The 18,607-nt window shown below is 69.4% G+C and carries 17 protein-coding genes and 1 riboswitch; of the genes, 9 read left to right on the top strand and 8 right to left on the bottom strand.

Features of this window, described 5'->3' with window-relative positions; translation table 11 throughout:
* Positions 1-30 precede the first annotated feature (30 nt).
* Positions 31-1,881 carry a TonB-dependent receptor domain-containing protein gene (locus tag LV475_RS05825; RefSeq protein ID WP_136866791.1) on the bottom strand — a complete coding sequence of 617 codons (1,851 nt, stop codon included), beginning with the start codon at positions 1,879-1,881 and terminating at the stop codon, positions 31-33.
* A gap of 38 nt (positions 1,882-1,919) precedes the next feature.
* Positions 1,920-2,138, bottom strand: a riboswitch (cobalamin riboswitch).
* Positions 2,139-2,298: 160 nt separating this feature from the next.
* Here LV475_RS05825 and nudE point away from each other — a divergent pair.
* Together nudE and cysQ are read left to right on the top strand one after the other, a co-directional pair.
* Positions 2,299-2,868 (top strand): ADP compounds hydrolase NudE, encoded by a 570-nt coding sequence (gene nudE, locus LV475_RS05830; protein ID WP_136866790.1) that lies wholly within the window; start codon positions 2,299-2,301, stop codon positions 2,866-2,868.
* Between the two features lie 5 nt (positions 2,869-2,873).
* Positions 2,874-3,704 carry a 3'(2'),5'-bisphosphate nucleotidase CysQ gene (gene cysQ / locus LV475_RS05835; RefSeq protein WP_136866789.1) on the top strand — a complete coding sequence of 277 codons (831 nt, stop codon included), beginning with the start codon at positions 2,874-2,876 and terminating at the stop codon, positions 3,702-3,704.
* A 49-nt stretch (positions 3,705-3,753) separates the two neighbouring features.
* Here cysQ and LV475_RS05840 read toward each other — a convergent pair whose 3' ends face one another.
* From LV475_RS05840 to hrpA, 3 genes are all read right to left on the bottom strand, one after another.
* Entirely contained in the window at positions 3,754-4,050 is a 297-nt protein-coding gene (locus LV475_RS05840; RefSeq protein ID WP_169303579.1) for a YcgL domain-containing protein, read from the bottom strand.
* Between the two features lie 64 nt (positions 4,051-4,114).
* A complete protein-coding gene (locus LV475_RS05845) occupies positions 4,115-4,771 on the bottom strand; it encodes a DUF4124 domain-containing protein (protein ID WP_250105921.1) in 657 nt (218 codons plus the stop codon).
* 68 nt (positions 4,772-4,839) lie between these two features.
* Positions 4,840-8,940: an ATP-dependent RNA helicase HrpA gene (hrpA, locus tag LV475_RS05850; RefSeq protein WP_250105922.1), complete on the bottom strand. Its 4,101-nt coding sequence runs from the start codon at positions 8,938-8,940 to the stop codon at positions 4,840-4,842.
* A gap of 121 nt (positions 8,941-9,061) precedes the next feature.
* Between hrpA and LV475_RS05855 the strand changes: the two genes are divergently transcribed.
* Complete coding sequence (locus LV475_RS05855; RefSeq protein WP_136866785.1) at positions 9,062-9,757, top strand: sulfite exporter TauE/SafE family protein; 696 nt, start codon at positions 9,062-9,064, stop codon at positions 9,755-9,757.
* Positions 9,758-9,770: 13 nt separating this feature from the next.
* Here LV475_RS05855 and LV475_RS05860 read toward each other — a convergent pair whose 3' ends face one another.
* From LV475_RS05860 to LV475_RS05875, 4 genes are all read right to left on the bottom strand, one after another.
* On the bottom strand, positions 9,771-10,049 hold the full coding sequence (locus tag LV475_RS05860; protein ID WP_136866784.1) for an acylphosphatase: 279 nt from the start codon (positions 10,047-10,049) through the stop codon (positions 9,771-9,773).
* A gap of 23 nt (positions 10,050-10,072) precedes the next feature.
* Positions 10,073-11,116 carry a hypothetical protein gene (locus LV475_RS05865; RefSeq protein ID WP_136866783.1) on the bottom strand — a complete coding sequence of 348 codons (1,044 nt, stop codon included), beginning with the start codon at positions 11,114-11,116 and terminating at the stop codon, positions 10,073-10,075.
* Positions 11,117-11,291: 175 nt separating this feature from the next.
* A complete protein-coding gene (locus LV475_RS05870; RefSeq protein ID WP_136866782.1) occupies positions 11,292-11,507 on the bottom strand; it encodes a YgaP family membrane protein in 216 nt (71 codons plus the stop codon).
* Positions 11,508-11,566: 59 nt separating this feature from the next.
* Positions 11,567-11,890 (bottom strand): hypothetical protein, encoded by a 324-nt coding sequence (locus tag LV475_RS05875; protein ID WP_250105923.1) that lies wholly within the window; start codon positions 11,888-11,890, stop codon positions 11,567-11,569.
* Between the two features lie 290 nt (positions 11,891-12,180).
* Here LV475_RS05875 and LV475_RS05880 point away from each other — a divergent pair, with 290 nt between their 5' ends.
* From LV475_RS05880 to LV475_RS05905, 6 genes are all read left to right on the top strand, one after another.
* Positions 12,181-13,428: a lipoprotein-releasing ABC transporter permease subunit gene (locus LV475_RS05880; protein ID WP_250105924.1), complete on the top strand. Its 1,248-nt coding sequence runs from the start codon at positions 12,181-12,183 to the stop codon at positions 13,426-13,428.
* Positions 13,429-13,443: 15 nt separating this feature from the next.
* Positions 13,444-14,145 carry an ABC transporter ATP-binding protein gene (locus tag LV475_RS05885; protein ID WP_250105925.1) on the top strand — a complete coding sequence of 234 codons (702 nt, stop codon included), beginning with the start codon at positions 13,444-13,446 and terminating at the stop codon, positions 14,143-14,145.
* 150 nt (positions 14,146-14,295) lie between these two features.
* A complete protein-coding gene (locus LV475_RS05890) occupies positions 14,296-14,781 on the top strand; it encodes a (2Fe-2S)-binding protein (RefSeq protein WP_136866779.1) in 486 nt (161 codons plus the stop codon).
* Positions 14,778-16,925 (top strand): xanthine dehydrogenase family protein molybdopterin-binding subunit, encoded by a 2,148-nt coding sequence (locus LV475_RS05895; protein WP_250105926.1) that lies wholly within the window; start codon positions 14,778-14,780, stop codon positions 16,923-16,925. Before LV475_RS05890 ends, LV475_RS05895 begins: the two co-directional genes overlap by 4 nt.
* Positions 16,922-17,941, top strand: coding sequence for an XdhC family protein (locus LV475_RS05900; protein WP_250105927.1), 1,020 nt, complete (start codon positions 16,922-16,924; stop codon positions 17,939-17,941). The genes LV475_RS05895 and LV475_RS05900 overlap by 4 nt, the downstream gene beginning before the upstream one ends.
* Complete coding sequence (locus tag LV475_RS05905; RefSeq protein ID WP_250105928.1) at positions 17,931-18,503, top strand: nucleotidyltransferase family protein; 573 nt, start codon at positions 17,931-17,933, stop codon at positions 18,501-18,503. Before LV475_RS05900 ends, LV475_RS05905 begins: the two co-directional genes overlap by 11 nt.
* The last annotated feature ends 104 nt before the right edge of the window (positions 18,504-18,607 follow it).

Consider the following 18,607-nt stretch of genomic DNA (forward strand, 5'->3'; position numbering starts at 1 on the left):
ACGTCCTGAAAGGCCGGGGAAGGCGCTATGTTACCGGCCGTAGCGCAGGCTCACAAACACGCCGCGCGGCGCCTGATGAAAGCCGTCGACGATTTGGTAGTCCCGGTCGAACACGTTATCGACGCGGGCCTCGATGCGCCAGTCAGGCGCCAGACGGTAGCTGCCGCGCAGGTCGGCCACCACGTAGCCCCGGTTGTCGCTTTCCGAACCACTGCGCCCGCGCAGGGTGGTGCCGATCGAAAAGGCGCCCAGCTGGCGATCGACGGCCAGGCGACCGCTCCAACGGGGTTGCTTCGGCAACGGCTCGCCCGTGGTCTCGTTCTCGGTCGACAGGTAGGTGAGGCTCGTGTGAGCGGACCAGGTTTGGTTGGTCCAGCGAGCAACGAGCTCCGCGCCGCGAATGGTCGCCTCGCTGACGTTCTCCGGCACGTAGCTAGGCGGCGGGCTCGAGATCAGATCGTCTGCCGATGAGTGGAAGGCCGTCGTTTCGATGAGCCACGGCCCCTGGCTCCAGGCGATGCCGACGCGCGAGGTGCGCGTGCGCTCCGGTTCGAGATCGGGGTTTGCCGTCGCGAAACAAAGGCCGGGTGCGAGGCAGTAGGGCGGGTAATAGAGCAGGTTGAAGGACGGCGTGTTGAACGAGGTGCCGTGCCCCGCGCTCACTGACCAGGCATCGTCGAGTCGATAGGCAAGGTCCAGCGATCCGGTGTTGGCGGTGCCGAATTGCTCGTTGAAATCACGGCGCAGCGCGCCCTGGACATCCAGGCGTTCGCCAAGGCGCGTGTTGAGCTGAGCAAACAGCCCCTGGTTGCGCCGGGCTTCCTCGACGTAGTCGGTCGTGCTCGATAGCTTGTCGACTGTCTGGTCCGCCCCGAGTGTCAGGGTGGTGGATGACCCGAGAAAGAAGTCGTTTGCCAGTGAGAGCGTGTCGCGTTGCGTGTCGAAACGCGAGTCAAATTGCCGATCGCGGAAATAGTCCTGGTCGTCGATATGCCGACCGGCCCGGGTGCGCAACTGCCAGAAGCCGATCCGGCCGGTGGAGGCCGACAGGCCGATGGTGCGTTGCTCGATTTCGCTATTGTTGGTCGGGCCGTCGTATTCGACCTCGGCGGAGGCGGCCAATACATGGGCACGCACATGCCCCCCTTCGCCGAACCGGTACCCGGCCTGCAGTTGCAGCGAATCGCGTTGGTAGCCGTCGTCGTCCGGCTCGTCCGCGTAACAGGGCGGGGTATATGGGCCGCCGTTCTCGCAGGCATCGAAGCCATCGGTTTCGCGGTGGGCCACGCCCAGCGCATAGTCGAACGCGCCCTGGCGACCACCGATATGGGCGTCGGCCTCGCGTTGACCGCGGGAGCCGGCGCCGATGCCACCGGACAGATGAGTCCCGTCCGCGGTGCCCTCGCGGGTGAAGATCTGGATCACCCCGCCGCCGGCATCCGCGCCCCATTGCCCGGAGCGCGGGCCTCGCACGATCTCGATCCGCTCGATCTGTTCCAACGGGATGTGCTCGAGATACGACTGACCGGCGGATACCGAGCCGATGCGTACGCCGTCGAGAAAAACCGCCGTCCGGTTGGCACTCTGCCCCCAGATCGACACGCTCGACAGCTTGCCGGGGCCGCCTTCGTTGCTGACGATCAGGCCGGCGCGTCCAGCCAGCAGGTCCTGCAACGAACGGGACTGACTGCGCTCGATCTCCTCGCGCGTGATCACGGTCTCGGGCATCGCGGGGGCAATCGCCGGGGCCTCGCGGGCGGCGGTGATGTTGATCGGTCCCAGCCGGTCATCGGCCTGTGACGGGACGAGGGTAAAAAGACAGGTCAGGCCGGTAAGCCCGGCGGTGAGCGACGACAGTCGCCCGGCGGAAAAGTGCGTCATGGATGCGGTTTCACGTGACCGACCAGCCCACCGCGGGTCGGGAATGCCGATCAGAGGCCGGTCTCCGGGCTCGTGGTCGAGGGGATCTCCCCGGCCGGCATCGCCTTCCCGGCCCGGTGGTTTCCCTTGGGCCAGTGGCTACGTGATGCCGACGTCACCACCTACCGTTGCGGGGGCAGCGCAGGCATTGGACCTGCTTCCCTGTTTCAGTGCCCGCAATGCGTGATCGGGGCACCACCTCTGACGTCGGGGCGCATTGTTTGCAATTGCTCGCGTAAAGGCAAGGGCATCTCATGAGCTATTTTCATGGACGAGATGAATCGGATTGCCCTGTGCCCCGGGTCGGGCAAGTCGATCGAGTCGGCTACAATGAACGCAGCATTCCGGCGCGAATTTTCACCCAGACCAAGGTCAGTCATGCCCTCGAACGCCCCGCCCATCATTCAGGCGATCCGTCCCCTGGCCGAAACCCGCCTGTTTCGCGTGGAGGGCGTGGATCTGCGCTTCGCCAATGGCACCGAGGTGCAGTTCGAGCGTCTCAAGGGCAGCAGCAATGGCGCGGTGATCGTCGCCGCACTGACGGCCGACGAGGAGTTCGTTCTTATCCGCGAGTACGCCTGCGGCACCGAGCGTTACGAGCTCGGCCTGCCCAAGGGGCGGATCGATGCGGGCGAGACGGCGGTGGAAGCCGCCAATCGTGAACTCAGGGAGGAGGCCGGCTTCGCGGCCCGCCGTCTGACCCGGCTCAACGAAATGACCATGGCGCCCACCTATTCCGGTCAGCGCACGCAACTGGTGCTGGCCGAATCCCTCTATCCGGACCGCTTGCCGGGGGACGAGCCCGAGCCGCTCGAGGTGAGTTTCCTGCCGATGGCCGAGCTCGACGAGTTCGCCGCCTCGGGCGACTGCTCCGAGGCCCGCTCGCTGGCCGCCATGTTCCTGGTGCGGGCGTACCGCCAGCAACGTCAAAGGGAAGGAGCCGCGTGAACGAGATGGATAGGCAACAACCGGTCGGCGTCGACCAGGCCCTGCTCGACGAGGTGCGTGCGATCGCGGAGGCCGCCGGCCACGCCATCATGCGGGTCTACCAGCAGGATTTCTCGGTCGAGCGCAAGGCGGACGCCTCGCCGGTCACCGAGGCCGACCTGGTGGCCAATCAGCTGATCGCCGAGCGCCTGGCCGGCCTGGGCGATGGCTGGCCGATCATCACGGAAGAGGGGCGCGCCCCGGCGTGGCGCGAGCGGCGAGAATGGTCGCGCTACTGGCTGGTCGACCCGCTCGACGGTACCCGCGAATTCGTCAAGCGCAACGGCGAATTCTCCGTCAACATCGCCCTGATCGACGCCGGTGTCCCCGTGCTGGGCGTGGTGCTCGCCCCGGCCGTGGGGCTCGAGTACGCGGCGATCCGCGGTCAGGGCGCCTGGCGCTACCACGACGCGCCCGGCCCCATCCAGGTGCGCACGCCTGCCGATCCGCCCACCCTGGCACTGTCGCGGTCGCATGCCAGCCGGCGGGAAATGCACCTGATCGAGACGTTCTCGCGCCCGGGTGCCGAGGCGAGCGTGCTGCGTTGCGGCAGTTCGTTGAAGACCTGCCTGGTCGCCGAAGGCAAGGCGGATCTCTACCCGCGTCTGGGACCGACCTCGGAATGGGACACGGCCGCGTCGCAGTGCGTGTTGGAGGCCGCCGGCGGCAAGCTGACCGATCTCTCCGGTCGTCCGCTGCGCTACAACACCCGCGAGTCGCTGCTCAACCCGATGTTCGTGGCCCACAACGGCTTGCCGCTGGATTTCGACCGGCTGCACGAGATCGCCGCGCTCTGAGTGCCCGCCACGCGGACGGCCGGACCCTCGCCGTTATCCCGTGCCGAGGTTATTCGGGCTTGGGCTGGCCCGCCCGGATGCCGGCCTTGAGGTTGTCCCAGTGGGCCCAGTTCTCGGCCGTGGGCGGCATCTGCAGATGAAAGCCCAGCTTTTCGATGTGGTCGCGCACGGTGGCGGTGTCGGTACGCGCGAGCTCGCGGTCCTCCGAGAGATCCAGCGCCATCACGAACTCGAGTTCACCCAGGCGCTCGCGCACCATTCGATCGAGTTCGTCCATGTCCTGCCCCTCGCGGACGAACAGGTACATGTCGGGGTTCTTGCGACTCTTGAAGATATGCGCCTGCATGACGGATCTGGCCTGCCCTAGTGAATGGGCGGGGGATTGTCGCAGATTCCGCCGGGCTTGTCGGTCAGCGCAGGCCGGGGAACCCACCGGGGTAGCGTCCCGAGTAACCCGGCTCCTTGATCGGGCGGCCGTCGCTGGAATACGGATCGCGTGGCGGGCGATCGTCATGGGGTGGCCGATGAGGGGGCGGCGGCCGGTGGTGCGGGAAGGGGTAGCCGCTGTCGTACCAGAGCGAGAAACCGTTGTCGTCCAGGCGCATGCCACCGTGGGCGGGATCGCGGTAGCGGTCGTAGGGCAGCAGATGCTTACCCTGCGGGTAATAGGGGATGTAACGGGGTTCGTCGCGCCACGGGGCGACCACGACCACCTCGGGGTTGGACAGGCGGCGCTCGAGTGCGCGCCGGTCGGCCTCTTCGCGCGCCTTGCGCTCGGCCTCCTGGCGTTGGTCGTATTCCTCGGCAATCCGCTTGATGCCCTCGCGGGCCGCCTCGCCGCCACTGCCCGGGGGCGGGGCGGTGATGGTCTGCACCTCCATCTGGCCGTCCATCCCGCCGGTGACCGAGCCGGTGCAGGGCTGGTCGGAGTAGACAATCCGGCCATCCGAGTGGATGCACTTGTAGACCGTCTCGCCTTCCTGCCCGACGCTCGGGACACTCGCCACGAGGGCGGCGATGGCGCCGAACGTGACGGCCAGCCGTCGTTTGTGCATCGTCTCGCGCATTCTCGCCACTCCCGGCTCTGTCCACACCAATCTATATAGACCAGTCGCCGCGCGGCCGGTTTCGCGTTTCACTGCGCCTGCAGCGCGGCTTCCACGTCCTTGGCCTTGGGCGCGCCCTTGCCCGCCAGTTCCTGGGCGAACACGGCCAGGCGGTGCCCCTCGAGTAGCTCGAGCAGCGCCTCGCGCCGCTGCCAGTCGACCAGGCCCGGGGTGCCCTTGAGCAGCCGGGTTCTCACCTGCTCGGCCAGCGGCGCGAACGGCACGCGCAGCATCCGGTCGCGCTCGGGCTGGCGCTCGGTCTTCTCCAGGCGCTTCTCGGCGCCCTCGAGGTAACGCGGCAGGGCGGCAAGCCGCTCGCTGCTCGCCAGCCAGATCAGGCCGGGGTGGACCAGCAGGTCGATCTGGTCGCCGATCTCCTTGGCCGCCTCGATCACCGACAGCGGCAGCCGCCCGCCCAGCTGGCGACGCAGGCGGTGCTGCTGCTCGAGGATCGTGCGTATCTGCTGGGCCAGTGCCATCGCCCGTTGCGGCAGCTCGCCATCCAGTCGGGCCAGGCGCTGGCGGAAGGTGTCCGGGTCACGCACCGGCGGCTCGCCGGCGACCGCCAGTTCCCAGGCCGCGCGGAAGATCAGTTCCTGGTCGAAGGCGCGATCGGCCCGCCGGGGTGGCTGCATGCCCTCGGTCGGGACCGGCCGCGGCGACTTCAGCCGGCTGTAGTGCAGGCGCACGGTATCGAGCGTGCGATCACCGCGCAGGTCGGACTCGGCCTGGCGGACCATCTGGGCGCGATTCAGCAGCATCAGCCGGACCACGCCGGCCTCGTGCACCAGCCGGGCGCGCTCGGGGTCGTCGATCAGCTCGATCGCGACGTGATCGCCGCGATCCACCAACGCCGGGTGGGCCTCCACCTGTGCCCCGGCACTCTCGATGGTGAGGGTTTCCGGCAGCTCGTCGAAATCCCATTCGGTCGCCTGGTGATCCTCGAGGCGATGCTTGCTGCGCTGGTTGAACGCCTCCTGCGCGCGTTGCGCCTGCCGGCCGCGCAGGGCATTGAGGTCGCGGTCGGCGTCGACCGGCTCGCCGTCCTCGTCGACGGCCACGAAGCGCATGCGCAGGTGCTCGGGGAGCTTCTGCTCGTCGAGCAGCGCGGGGTCGACCTCGTGGCCGGTCATGCGGCGCAGCTCGTCGGCCACGGCCTGCGCGAGCGAGATGTCGGTGTCGGCGATGCGTTCCTCGACCGCCTCGGCAAAGCTCGGGGCCGGCACGAAATGGCGACGTTCGGCCTTGGGCAGCGCCCGGATCATCGCCTCGATCTTCTCGCGCCGCAGGCCCGGCACCAGGTGCGTGGTCGGCGGGATGTCGATGCGGTTGAGCAGGCCGAGCGGCACGTGCAGGCTCACGCCGTCGTCCGGCTCGCCGGGGGCGAAGTGATACGAGAGCTTGAGGCGATAGCGGCCCGCCTGCCAGTGATCGGGCAGCTCGGACAGGCGGCGGTCGTCGGGCTCGGTGGCCAGCAGATCGTCGCGGGTCAGTTCCAGTTGTGCGGCCGCGGCGCGGTCGTCCTTGATCCAGTGATTGAGCTTGCGGGCGTCGGTGACCTCGGCCGGGATGCGGGCCTGGTAGAAGTCGTAGAGCGCCTGGTCGTCGACCAGGAAGGCCGGGCGGCGCAGCTTGGCCTCGAGTGTGCGGATTTCCTCGATCAGTGCCTGGTTGTGTTGCCAGAACGGCTGGGCCGACTCGAAATCCCCCTCGACCAGGGCCCGGCGGATGAAGACGTCGCGGGCGGCGACCGGGTCGATCGCGCCGAAGTCGACACGTCGCTTGGTGACGATCGGCAGGCCGAACAGGCGCACGGTCTCGAAGGCGGTCACCCGGCCGGATTTCGGGTCCCAGGTGGGCTCGTTGTGCTCGTGGGTCACCAGGTGGTCGGCCATCGGTTCGAGCCAGCGCGGGTTGATGGGCGCGTTCATCCGCGCGAACACCTTGGAGGTCTCGACGATCTCGGCGGCCACCATCCACTTGGGTTGCGCCTTGACGGTCACCGAGCCGGGGAACAGATAGAAGCGGCGGTTGTGCGCGCCGAGGTACACCGTCGGCGCGCGGCGCTTCTTGCCGCGATGATCACCGGCGGCTTGCTGGTAGCTCTTCGGGGGGGCGGGATCACGCATGCCCACCTGGTCGAGCAGCCCGGCGAGCGCGGCCTGATGGAGCTGCTCGATGCGCCCGGCCAACGCGCCGGGGATCTTCTGCTTCTCGCCCTCCTCGGGCTTGTCGGGCATCACGATCGGCTCGAACTCCGGCAGGCGGATGCGGAACATCTCGTCGACCGAGCCGCGTAGCTGGCCGACCAGATCGTGCCACTCGGTCAGGCGGTTGGCGTTGAGGTAGCGCTTGATTGCCCACTGGCGTGCCTGGCGGCGGCTCTTGTGGCGGCGCACCTCGTGCCAGGCCGACCAGAGCGCGAGCGCGCTGGCGAAGTCGGAGTCGGCCAGGGCGAATTCGCGGTGGGCGGCATCGGCCGCGCCCCGCGCCTCGGACGGGCGCTCGCGCGGGTCCTGGATGGCGAGGAAGGCGGCGACCACCAGCATGTCCTCGGTGGCCCGGTCGCCGTGCTCGCGGGCCGCCACGATCATCCGGCCCAGGGTCGGGTCGATCGGCAGGCGCGACAGGCGGCGACCGATGTCGGTCAGTCGGCCCTGCTCGTCGAGCGCGCGCAACTCGAACAGGTGCTTGCGCGCCGAGGCCAGCTGGCGGGGCTCCGGCGGTTCGATGAACGGAAACTCCTCGGCCCGGCCCAGCTTCAACGAATCGAGCTGCAACAGCACCGAGGCGAGGTTGCTCCGCAGGATCTCGGGATCGGTGAAGGCCGGGCGCGACTCGAAGTCCTCTTCCTCGAACAGGCGGATGCACACGCCCGGGGCGATCCGGCCGCAGCGCCCGGCGCGCTGGTTGGCCGAGGCCTGCGAGATCGGTTCGATGCCAAGCTTCTGCAGGCGTGCCCGCGGGTGGTAGCGGCTGATGCGCGCCACCCCCGAGTCGATCACGTAGTGGATGCCCGGCACGGTCAGCGAGGTCTCGGCGACGTTGGTCGACAGCACGATGCGTCGTCCGGCGTGCGGGGCGAACACCCGCTGCTGGTCGGCGGCCGACAGGCGCGCGTACAAGGGCAGGATCTCGGTGTTCCTGAGACCGTGACGCGAGAGCTGACGCTCGGTCTCGCGGATCTCGCGTTCGCCGGGCAGGAACACCAGGATGTCGCCGGGGCCCTCGTGGACCAGCTCGTCGACCGCGTGCATCACGCCGCGGGCAATGGTGGAACCCAGCTCCTCGTCGCGGTCGGCCTCGGGCGGGCGGTAGCGCACCTCCACGGGGTAGCCGCGCCCGCTCACCGAGATGATCGGCGGGCGGCCGTTTTCCCCGTCGGCAAAATGCTCGGCGAAGCGCTCGGGATCGATGGTCGCCGAGGTGATGATCAGTCGGAAGTCCGGCCGGCGCGCGAGCAGGCGCTTCATCACGCCCAGCAGGAAGTCGATGTTGAGGCTGCGCTCGTGGGCCTCGTCGATGATGAGCGCGTCGTAGCGCAGCAGGTCGCGGTCGTGCTGCAACTCGGCGAGCAGGAGGCCGTCGGTCATCACCGCGACGCGCGAGTCCGGTCGCGTCTGGTCGGAGAAGCGCACCTTGTAGCCGACCGCCGTGCGCCCGTCGCCCCCGTGCGGCCCCTCGTCGAGCTCCTCGGCCAGCCGCCGGGCGACGTTGCGCGCCGCGATCCGCCGTGGCTGGGTGTGGCCGATCAGCCCGCGGCGGCCGTAGCCCAGTTCGAGCAGCATCTTGGGGATCTGGGTGGTCTTGCCCGAGCCGGTCTCGCCGGCAATGATGGTGACCGGGTGAGACTGGATGGCCGCCAGGATCGCCTCGCGCGCCCCGGAGACCGGCAGACTCTCGGGGTAGGCGATGTCGATCGCGAGCGCCTCGCGCGCGGCGACCTCGTCGGCGGCGGCCGTCACGCGATCGAGCAGGCGGTGCAGGGCGGCCTCGTCGGGCGTGCCCTCCTCCAGCCGGCGCAGCTGCCGGTCGATCTGTGGCAGATGACGCAGGGCCAGGTGATCGCGATTGGCGTTGATATACGCGAGAATGCTCGCCGGATCGGCGCTGTCGACGGGATGACTCATCCGACCCATTGTACGAGATGCCGTGGGTTGGATTGTCACGTCCCGTATCGCCACGTCTCGTGCGGTCACCAAAAGCCGCTTGATGGCCGGGCCGCACACGCACTCACGCAGAGGTTGCTCCATGCCGGAAAACGTCAGCTTCTTCGCCGCCCTGGCCGTCGGGTTTTTCGGCGGCGTGCACTGCGTCGGCATGTGTGGCGGGATCGTGGGGGCGCTGACCTTCGGCCTGCCCGCCGAGACGCGCGAGCGGGCCTCGCGGCTGTTTCCTTACCTGCTCGCCTACAACCTCGCCCGGATCACCTCCTACACGGTGGCCGGGGCGATTGCCGGGACGGTCGGACTGCTGGGACTGTCGCTGGTGCCGATGCAGCAGGCGCAGCTGGTGCTGCTGGCGATTGCCGGGCTGTTCATGGTGATGATGGGGCTGTACGTCGGCGGCTGGTGGTTCGGGTTGACGCGGATCGAGCGGTTCGGCTCGCGCCTGTGGCGCTACATCGAGCCGGTCGGCCGGCGATTGATGCCGGTGAGATCGCCCGGTCAGGCCTTCGGGCTGGGGCTGGTCTGGGGGTGGCTGCCCTGCGGGCTGGTTTACAGCGTGCTGATCTGGGCGCTGTCGGCGGGCGGACCGTTACAGGGGGCGCTGCTCATGCTCGGGTTCGGATTGGGGACCTTGCCGAACCTGCTGGCGATGGGGGCGTTCGCCGGGCAGTTGTCGGCATTCGTGCGTCGGCCATGGGTGCGTCGGGTCGCCGGCGGCATGGTGGTCGCCTTTGGTGTCTACCAGCTGATGCTCGCCGGGGCGCGTCTCGCCGGCTGAACAACGCGGCTCGTCAGCCGGTCACGGCAAAGCTCGTGAGGCCCTCGACCGGTTCCTCGCGTACCGCGAGGTCGGTCACCCGCGCGTGCCTGGGGCCGTCGCGCAGCCTCTCCAGCATGGTCGATATCACGTCCGCGTCGCCTTCCAGGACCGCTTCGACCCGGCCGTCGTCGAGATTGCGCACCCAGCCGGCCACGCCCAGCGCCTCGGCCTGCTGGCGGGTGAAGTCGCGGAAGAACACGCCCTGCACGCGTCCACTCACGTGCACGTGTCGTCGGATGGTGTCTGTCATGGTCGCCTCCCTCGGATCGGCATTCAGTCACGTCCCCGCGCGTCGGCTGAGCGCGGGGTGGCCGCCACCCGAGCCGCCTCGGGCACCTCCAGGTGGAGCAGGGTGCCCGCGCCGGTGCCTTCGCGCACGATGGTCAATGATCGGGCCTCCCGGTCGAAGGCAATGCCCTCCCACTGGTCGATGCGCGGCAGCGAGCGCGAGGCGACCGGGCGGCGAATCGCCTCGGCCCAACGCTCGCCCACGTCGCGGCGGAAGAAGTACAGCGAGGAGTAGGTCAGTACGGCCAGCAGGCGGTTGTCGGACGAGAGGGTCATCCCGGTGGGCAGGCTGGTCTGGCGGCCGGTCAATGGCGAGAGCAGCCAGTTGATCGGATCGGTGGGCACCAGACCACCCATCGGGCCGATCAGGCGGGCCTCGTGCACCGTGGCGCGCTCGAGTCGCTGGCGCGGGCTGCCCTCCTCGGCGAACGGCTGACGGGCCGCCAGCGGCAGGGAAAACAGCCGCGGCGGGTCCTCTCGCTTGGTGAGCAACAGGATCTGGCCGCCCCGGCGGTCGACCACCATGGCCTCGGTGTCCGCCGAGCCGTCGGGGTAGCGAAAGCGCAGCAGGTGACTGGGCGTGGTGCGTTGCTCCTGTGCCGAGGGCGGCAGCTCGGCCGGCTCGTCGACGAACCACAGCACGTAATCGGGCCAGCTGTCGCGGTTGTCGCCGGTGTCGGCGACGACCAGGCTGCTCGAGTCGTCGAGACGGATGCTCTCGATCGCCTCCCAGTCGCGCTGTACCAGTCCCTCGAGTTCCAGGCTCAGGCGTTGACGCCCCTCGGGGTCGATGCCGTGCACCCGCGGGGTGACGCGCTCGCTGGAGCCGGGGTCGTTGATGTTGTCGTTGTGCGTCCAGAGCAGGCGCTCGTGCTGGACGGACAGCGTCAGGCCGGATGCCTCGTCGATGCCCGCCGGCAATTCGTGCTCGGTCGCCACGGTGGGCGCCGCCAACGGGGTGCCGGCCGCAGCCAGCAGGAGCAGCAGTCCGAATCGCCAGTGATGTGCGGGGCGTGCGATGGGGGCCATGGTCAGCGTCGGGGTGAGCAGACATGGGAACGCCCCGGACCACCCGGGCAGGCCGGGGGAGCGGGGCGCAAGCAGATCCGTTTTACCGGGACGGTTTCCCGAATCGGTTTTTCTGAGATCCTCGATGTAGCTCGAGGTTCCCGCGCCGCGGCTTGACCGCGCCGTGGGCGGGTGGTCAGGCGGGGCCGTCTCCGGACTTGCCCTGGCCGGCGCCGCGCGTGTTCATGCCGATCAGCTTGTAGACCGGGCAGAAGTTGATCACGCCGGTGGCCAGCGGAATGATGCCGATATAGCCCCACCAGCCGATCACGTCGAACAGCGCCAGGGCGATCAGCGCGACGCCGACCACGATGCGCAACCACTTGTCGATCATTCCCACGTTGGCGGTCATCTCTGCATCCTCCGGTTGAACGGGTTAACGGGGTATCGAGTACCGTCCCGCGAGTGTAGTCACTGCGGCGGGAATTTCCCGTGTTCGACGCGATGCAGCGCGATGCGCTTTTCGAAGAAGATGCTGAAGTCGGCGTAGTCCCAGCGCGTGATCGGCGGCGTGGGATGCTCGCCGGTGGCGGGTACGGGGGCGTGGCGACGCTCCGGCTCGCCGAAACGCGCGATGACCTGCTCCTGGGTCAGGCCGTGGACCGAGGCCGACTCGCCGTCGCTCTGGGCGAGGGTCGGGCCGGCGGCCAGGATGCCGGCGATCGCCAGCAGGGCGACGGCCAGCGGCCGGGCGAGTTGCGTCAGCGGGGTCATGGTCGGCTCCTTGTCTTGCATTGATGACTCGTTCCCTGAATGATCTGCTGTCGCGCCGAGTGGCTCGGAGGGCCCCAGGCCTGCCGGGCGTGGCTCCGGCGGCCCGCGCGGTGCGATTGCCGCTAGTCTGCGCCAGGCCGCCGTTGGCTGCAAGCGGGATGACCGGCGGCGCGGGTTAGACTCTGGTTCCGGCACCTGGGCACCAATCGGCGGTTTCGTGGTCGAAATGGCCCGTGGCCGGGATGGCCGTGCCGGGCCGATCACGGTCGGCCGTTTGACGTATATCCACCCACAGCACATCAGGGGTCTGCATGCGGCGGACATTCGAATGGATGATCGGGCTGCGCTACACGCGCGCCAAACGACGCAATCGCTTCGTGTCGTTCATCTCGGCCACCTCGATCATCGGCATCACCCTCGGCGTGACCGCCCTGATCGTGGTGATCTCGGTGATGAACGGCTTTCAGGACGAGCTGCGCGAGCGCATCCTCGGCATGACCGCGCACGTCACCGTCAGCGAGCGTGGCGAGGCGCTGGGTGACTGGCCGTCAGTCGCCGAGAGAATCGAGCGCCATCCGTCGGTACAGGCGGTCGCGCCCTACGTGCAGGCGGAGGGCATGCTCTCGGCCGCCTCGGAGGTCTCCGGGGCGATCATCCGCGGCATCGACCCGGCACGCGAGGCCCCGGTCACCGACATCGGCGCGCACATCAAGGAAGGCGAGCTCGCCGCACTGGAGGCCGGCGAGTTCGGCATCGTGCTGGGCTCGGCGCTGGCCCGCTCGCTGGGCGTCGAGGTGGGCGACCGGCTGATGCTGATCAGCGCCGACGTCGCCGTCACGCCGGTCGGCGGCATGCTGCGCCAGCGGCGCTTTACCGTCGTGGGCCTGTTCGAGGTGGGCATGTACGAGTACGACCGCGGCACGGCCATGATCCACCTGGCCGACGCCCAGGCCCTGTTCCGCACCGGCGACGGCGTCTCCGGGCTGCGCCTGAAGCTCGACGACATATTCACTGCGCCGGCCGTGGCGCGGGACCTCAACCAGCAGCTGGGCTACCCGTACGTGGCGCAGGACTGGACCCAGTCGAACGCCAACTTCTTCCGCGCCATCCAGATCGAGCGCACGGTGATGTTCATCATCCTGTCGCTGATCGTGGCGGTGGCGGCGTTCAATATCGTCTCGACGCTGGTGATGCTGGTCACCGACAAGCAGGGCGACATCGCCATCCTGCGCACGCTCGGCGCCAGTCCCGGGTCGATCATGATGATCTTCATCATCACCGGCGTGGTGATCGGCCTGATCGGCACGCTGGTGGGCGTGGGCGTGGGCGTGCTCATCGCCGAGAACATCGACGTGATCGTGCCCTGGATCGAGAACCTCGCCGGCACCCAGTTCATGCCCGCGGACGTCTACTACATCAGCGAGGTGCCCTCGCGACTCGACTGGGGCGACGTGGGCCTGATCGGCCTGATGGCCTTCGCGCTTTCGTTCCTCGCCACGCTCTACCCGGCATGGCGGGCCTCCCGTGTACAACCGGCCCAAGCGCTGCGCTACGAATGACCGAGACGCTGAGATATGAGTGAGTCGAACCGCACGCCGCGCCCGGTCCTCGAGGCGACCGGGCTGACCCGCACCTTTCGCGAGGGCAGCCTCAACGTCGAGGTGCTGCGCGGCATCGATCTGGCCATCCATGCCGGCGAGCGGGTCGCGATCGTCGGCGCCTCGGGGGCGGGTAAGTCGAGCCTGCTCTCGTTGCTGGCCGGCCTCGACCAGCCCACCGGCGGCGAGGTCTGGCTTGCCGGCCAGCGTTTCTCGGCGCTGGGCGAACGTCGTCGAGGCCTGTTGCGCAACCGTCACCTGGGCTTCGTCTATCAGGCCCATCACCTGTTGCCGGAGTTCTCGGCACTGACCAACGTCGCCATGCCGTTGATCATCCGCCGCGAACCGCGCGAGGCGGCCGAATCGAAGGCGCGCGCCCTGCTCGAGCGCGTCGGGCTGGGGCACCGGCTCGACCATCGACCCGGCGAGCTCTCGGGCGGCGAGCGCCAGCGCGTCGCCATCGCCCGGGCGCTGGTCACCCGCCCGGAGGTGGTGCTGGCCGACGAGCCCACCGGCAACCTCGATACCCGCAGCACCGAGGCGGTGTTCGAGGCCATGCTCGAGCTCAACCAGGCCATGGGCAGCGCCATCGTCCTGGTCACCCACGATCTGGAGCTCGCCGCCCGCATGGACCGCACCCTGCACATCGCCGACGGCCTGATCACCGACCGCAGTTGAGCGCGACCCCCTTGAGCCGGCCGGTCATGCCCGATCGGTTCGGCAAAACATATTGCGGCTGGCCAATCACGGTCTAGGCTCCTTGGCACGTTTCGATCGCCCCTCTCCCGGGGCGATTTCCGACTCTGCGATCGACCAAGGAGAACCGCCGTGGCAACACTCACCATCAACGGGCGACCCGTGACCCTCGAGGTCGCCGATGACATGCCCCTGCTGTGGGCCATTCGTGACTACGTCGGCCTGACGGGCACCAAGTTCGGCTGTGGTGCTGGGCTGTGCGGTGCCTGCACCGTCCACGTCGATGGCGAGGCGACCCGCTCCTGCATCACCCCGGTGGCCTCCGCCGACGGCAAGGAGATCACCACCATCGAGGGGCTCTCCTCGGCCGGCGATCACCCGGTGCAACTGGCCTGGGTGGCCGAGGATGCCCCGCAGTGCGGCTACTGCCAGTCCGGCCAGATCATGCAGGCCGCGGCCCTGCTGGCCGACAACCCCGATCCCTCCGACGAGGACATCGACCGGGCGATGAAGGGCAATCTCTGCCGTTGCGGCACCTACAACCAGATCCGTGCGGCGATCAAGCACGCCGCGGCGGCAAAGATGGCCGGCCGTGACGGCGAGGAGGTGTCGGCATGACTACCCGCAGACAGTTTCTGAAGGTTTCCGCCGCGGTCGGTGGCGGGTTGCTGGTCGGTTTCCGCCTCGGTGCGCCCGAGTCGGCCATGGCCGCCGACGGCGAGGGCGGCAACTCCGGCTCGGCCGGCGTGTTCGAGCCCAACGCCTGGATCGAGATGCACCCGGATGGCCGGACGATGCTGACCGTCTCGGGCTCCGAGATGGGTCAGGGGGCGATGACGGTGATCCCGATGATGATCGCCGAGGAACTCGACCTGCCCTGGGGCGAGTTCGACACGCGATTCGCCCCGGCCGACGAGGCCTACGCCAACCCGGCGCTGGGCAGCCAGGTCACCGGCGGCAGTGCCACCGTGCGCGGCTTTTACACCAAGCTGCGCGAGGTGGGTGCGGCCACCCGCGAGATGCTGATGCAGGCCGCGGCCAACCGCTGGGGCGTGCCGCTCTCCGAGTTGCGCACCGAGCCGGGCGTAGTGGTGCACACCGCCACCGGCCGCCAGGTCGAGTACAAGGACCTGGTCGCCGATGCCGCCCAGCTCGAGCCGCCCGAAGAGGTCTTCACCAAGGACCGCGAAGATTTCCGCATCATCGGCAAGCCGACCAAGCGCCTGGATACCCCGCAGAAGGTCAGTGGCCAGGCGGACTTCGGTATCGACGCCCGCCCCGACGGCCTGCTGCAGGCCAGCATCGAGCGTTGCCCGGTCTTCGGCGGCAAGCTGAAATCGGTGGACGCCGCCGAGGCCAAGAAGGCCAGCGGCGTCGAACAGGTGATCGAACTCGAGCACGGCGTGGCCGTGCTGGCGGGCGACTGGTGGAGTGCCGACCAGGCCCGGAAGAAGCTCTCGGTCGAGTGGGACGAGGGCGAGCTGGCCGACCTGGATGACGAGGCCGTCGACAAGCAGTTCCAGGAGGGGGTCAAGGCCGATGCCCGCCCGGCCCGCACCGAGGGGCGCGGTGCCGAAGCGCTCGGCAACGACGAGAACACGCACTCGGCGACCTACCGCGTGCCGTACCTCGCCCACACCACCATGGAGCCGATGAACGCCACCGCCTCGGTCACCGACGAGGGCGTGACCCTGTGGGTGCCGACCCAGGCGCCCGGCTCGGTGCAGAAGGTGGCCGCCGAGGTGGCCGGCGTCGACCCCGCCAAGGTCACGGTGCACACCACCTTCCTCGGCGGCGGTTTCGGGCGCCGTTTCGAGACCGACTTCGTTCGCGAGGCAGTCGAGCTCTCCAAGCGCGCCGGTCGTCCGGTCAAGGTGATCTACACGCGTCCCGACGACGTGCGTCACGACTTCTACCGCCCGGCCGCCTACAACGAGCTGTCCGCCACGCTCGACGACGACGGTCTGCCGGTGACCTGGGTGCATCGCATCGCCGGCCCGTCGATCTGGTCGCGGGTCGCGCCGGGCATGGTCAAGGACGGCATCGATCCGGCCGCCGTCGAAGGCGCGGCGGATCACCCCTACCAGATCGAGAACATCGCCGTTTCCTACGCCCAGGTCGACCCGGGCATCCCGGTGGGTTTCTGGCGTTCGGTGGGCCATTCGCAGAACGCCTGGATCGTCGAGTCGTTCCTCGACGAGCTCGCGCGCCGGGCCGAGATCGATCCGGTCGAGTACCGCCTGAAACTGCTCAAGGACGACTCCCGGCACGTCGACGTGCTCAAGCGGGCCGCCGAGATGGCCGACTGGGGCGGCGAGTTGCCCGAGGGGCGCGCCCGCGGCGTGGCGTTGGCCAAGTCGTTCGGCAGTTACTGCGCCCAGGTCGCCGAGGTCTCGATCGAGGACGGCAAGCCCCGGGTGCACAAGGTCTGGTGCGCGCTGGATTGCGGCATCGCGGTCAACCCGGCCGGGGTCGAGCGCCAGGTGCATTCCTCGATCGCCTACGGCCTGACCGCGGCCCTGTCCGGCAAGATCACCATCAAGAACGGCCGGGTCCAGGAGCAGAACTTCAACGACTACCCGGCGGTGAGCATGGATCAGATGCCGGAGGTCGAGGTCGGCATCGTCGATTCCGGCCAGCCGCCGGGCGGCGTGGGCGAGCCGGGGCTGCCGCCGCTGGCACCGGCCGTGGTCAACGCGCTGGTGAGCCTGACCGGCAAGCCGATCCGTCGGCTGCCGATCGAGCTGGACGGGGAGGCGTGAACGCGTCCCCGGCCACCGATCGTCAGGGGGCCCTGAATCTGGCGGTCGAGGCCCTCGAGGCCGGCCACGAGGTGGCGCTGGTCACGGTGCTCGAGACCTACGGGTCGGCCCCGCGCCGGCCCGGTTCGCTCTGGGTGATCGTCGATCCGGCCGGCCCGAGCCCCGAGGGAATCCCTAGGCAGGCCGGCTCGGTCTCCGGCGGTTGCGTCGAGGACGAGCTGCTCGACTGGCTCGCGGGGCGCCCCGAGGCGTCCCGGCTCGGCGTGCCGATCGAGCGGCGTTTCGACGGCACGACCCACCCGGGCCTGCCCTGTGGCGGGACCCTGTCGTTGCTGATCGAGTGGCCGCGCCGGGCGGCCGACCTGCGCCCGGCACTGGCCGCCGTGTCGCGTCGCGAGGCGGTCTGGCGCGAGGTCGACCTGACCAGCGGCGCGGTGACGTTTCATCCGGTCGAGGGCGTCGTGCCCGAATTCCCGGTGTGCCGTGGCGGCCGGCTCGCCGTGCCATTCGGCCCGGCCTGGCGGTTGGCGGTCATCGGCACCGGTCCGGTCGCCGAGGCGCTGGCCTGGCAGGGGCGGGCGCTTGGATTCGAGGTCGACGTCTGCGATCCGCGCCCCGAGATCGGCTGGCATGTCGCCGGCGTGCCGCTGCACCGCGAGGCCCCGGAGCGATTCTTCGCCACCCGCAGTCTGGATGGCCGCACGGCGGTGGTCGCGGTGGCCCACGACCCCCGGCTCGACGACCTGGCCCTGATCGACGCGCTCGAGTCGCCGGCGTTCTACGTCGCGGCGATGGGCGGGGCGGGCACCAGCCGGGCGCGCCGCGACCGGCTCGCCTCGCTGGGCGTGGACACGACTCGGCTGCGTGCCCCGGCCGGTCTCGATATCGGCTCGCATACCCCGGCCGAGATCGCGGTCTCGATCGCCGCCGAGCTGGTCGCCGCACGCGACATCGAGCGTCGACGCGCCGGCACGCCGGCGGCCGTGGGCACGGATGCCCTGCTCGATGCCCGTTGACGCGGCAGCCGTCCCGCCCGATCTGGTCGGCGTGGTGCTGGCGGCCGGGCGGGCCGAGCGCTTTGGCTCGGACAAGCGCTGGGCCGAGCTGCGCGGCGAGCCGTTGCTCGCCCATGCCCTGGCCGCGGCCCGGGCGGTCTGCGAGCGTGTGCTGGTGGTGGTCGAGATGCCCGACCCGCGGCTCGACCGGCTGCTGGCCCGCCTGCCGGCCGAGGCGGTGATCTGTCCGTGTGCCGGCGAGGGGCTGGCCGCCAGTCGGCGCTGCGCGATCGACCGGCTGGCCGACGAGCGTCCCGACGGGGTGCTGTTCTTTCTCGGTGACATGCCGATGGTGCCAATCGACCAGGTACGACACCTGGTCGAGCACATGCGTTCGGCCGGACGCCCGGTGCGCCCCGTGCACGACTCGCAGCCCGGCCACCCGGTCGCCTGCCCGGGCGGCTGGCTCGATCACCTGGCCGAACGCGGTTTCCCTGCCCGCGAGGGCCAGTTGATCGACTGTGCGCACCCCGGCGTCGTGCGCGACGTGGATTGCCCCGCCGATCTCGCCGCGTTGCGTTAAGGAAGGTCTGCACAAATCCGCTGCCACTCTGGCCTGTCGAGCCGCTCGTGATCCAGGCATGCCGAGCGCTATCGGATTTGTGCCCCCCTCCCTTACGCGTCCGC

The sequence above is a fragment of the Guyparkeria hydrothermalis genome (genome assembly GCF_023555375.1).
Lineage (GTDB): Bacteria > Pseudomonadota > Gammaproteobacteria > Halothiobacillales > Halothiobacillaceae > Guyparkeria > Guyparkeria hydrothermalis.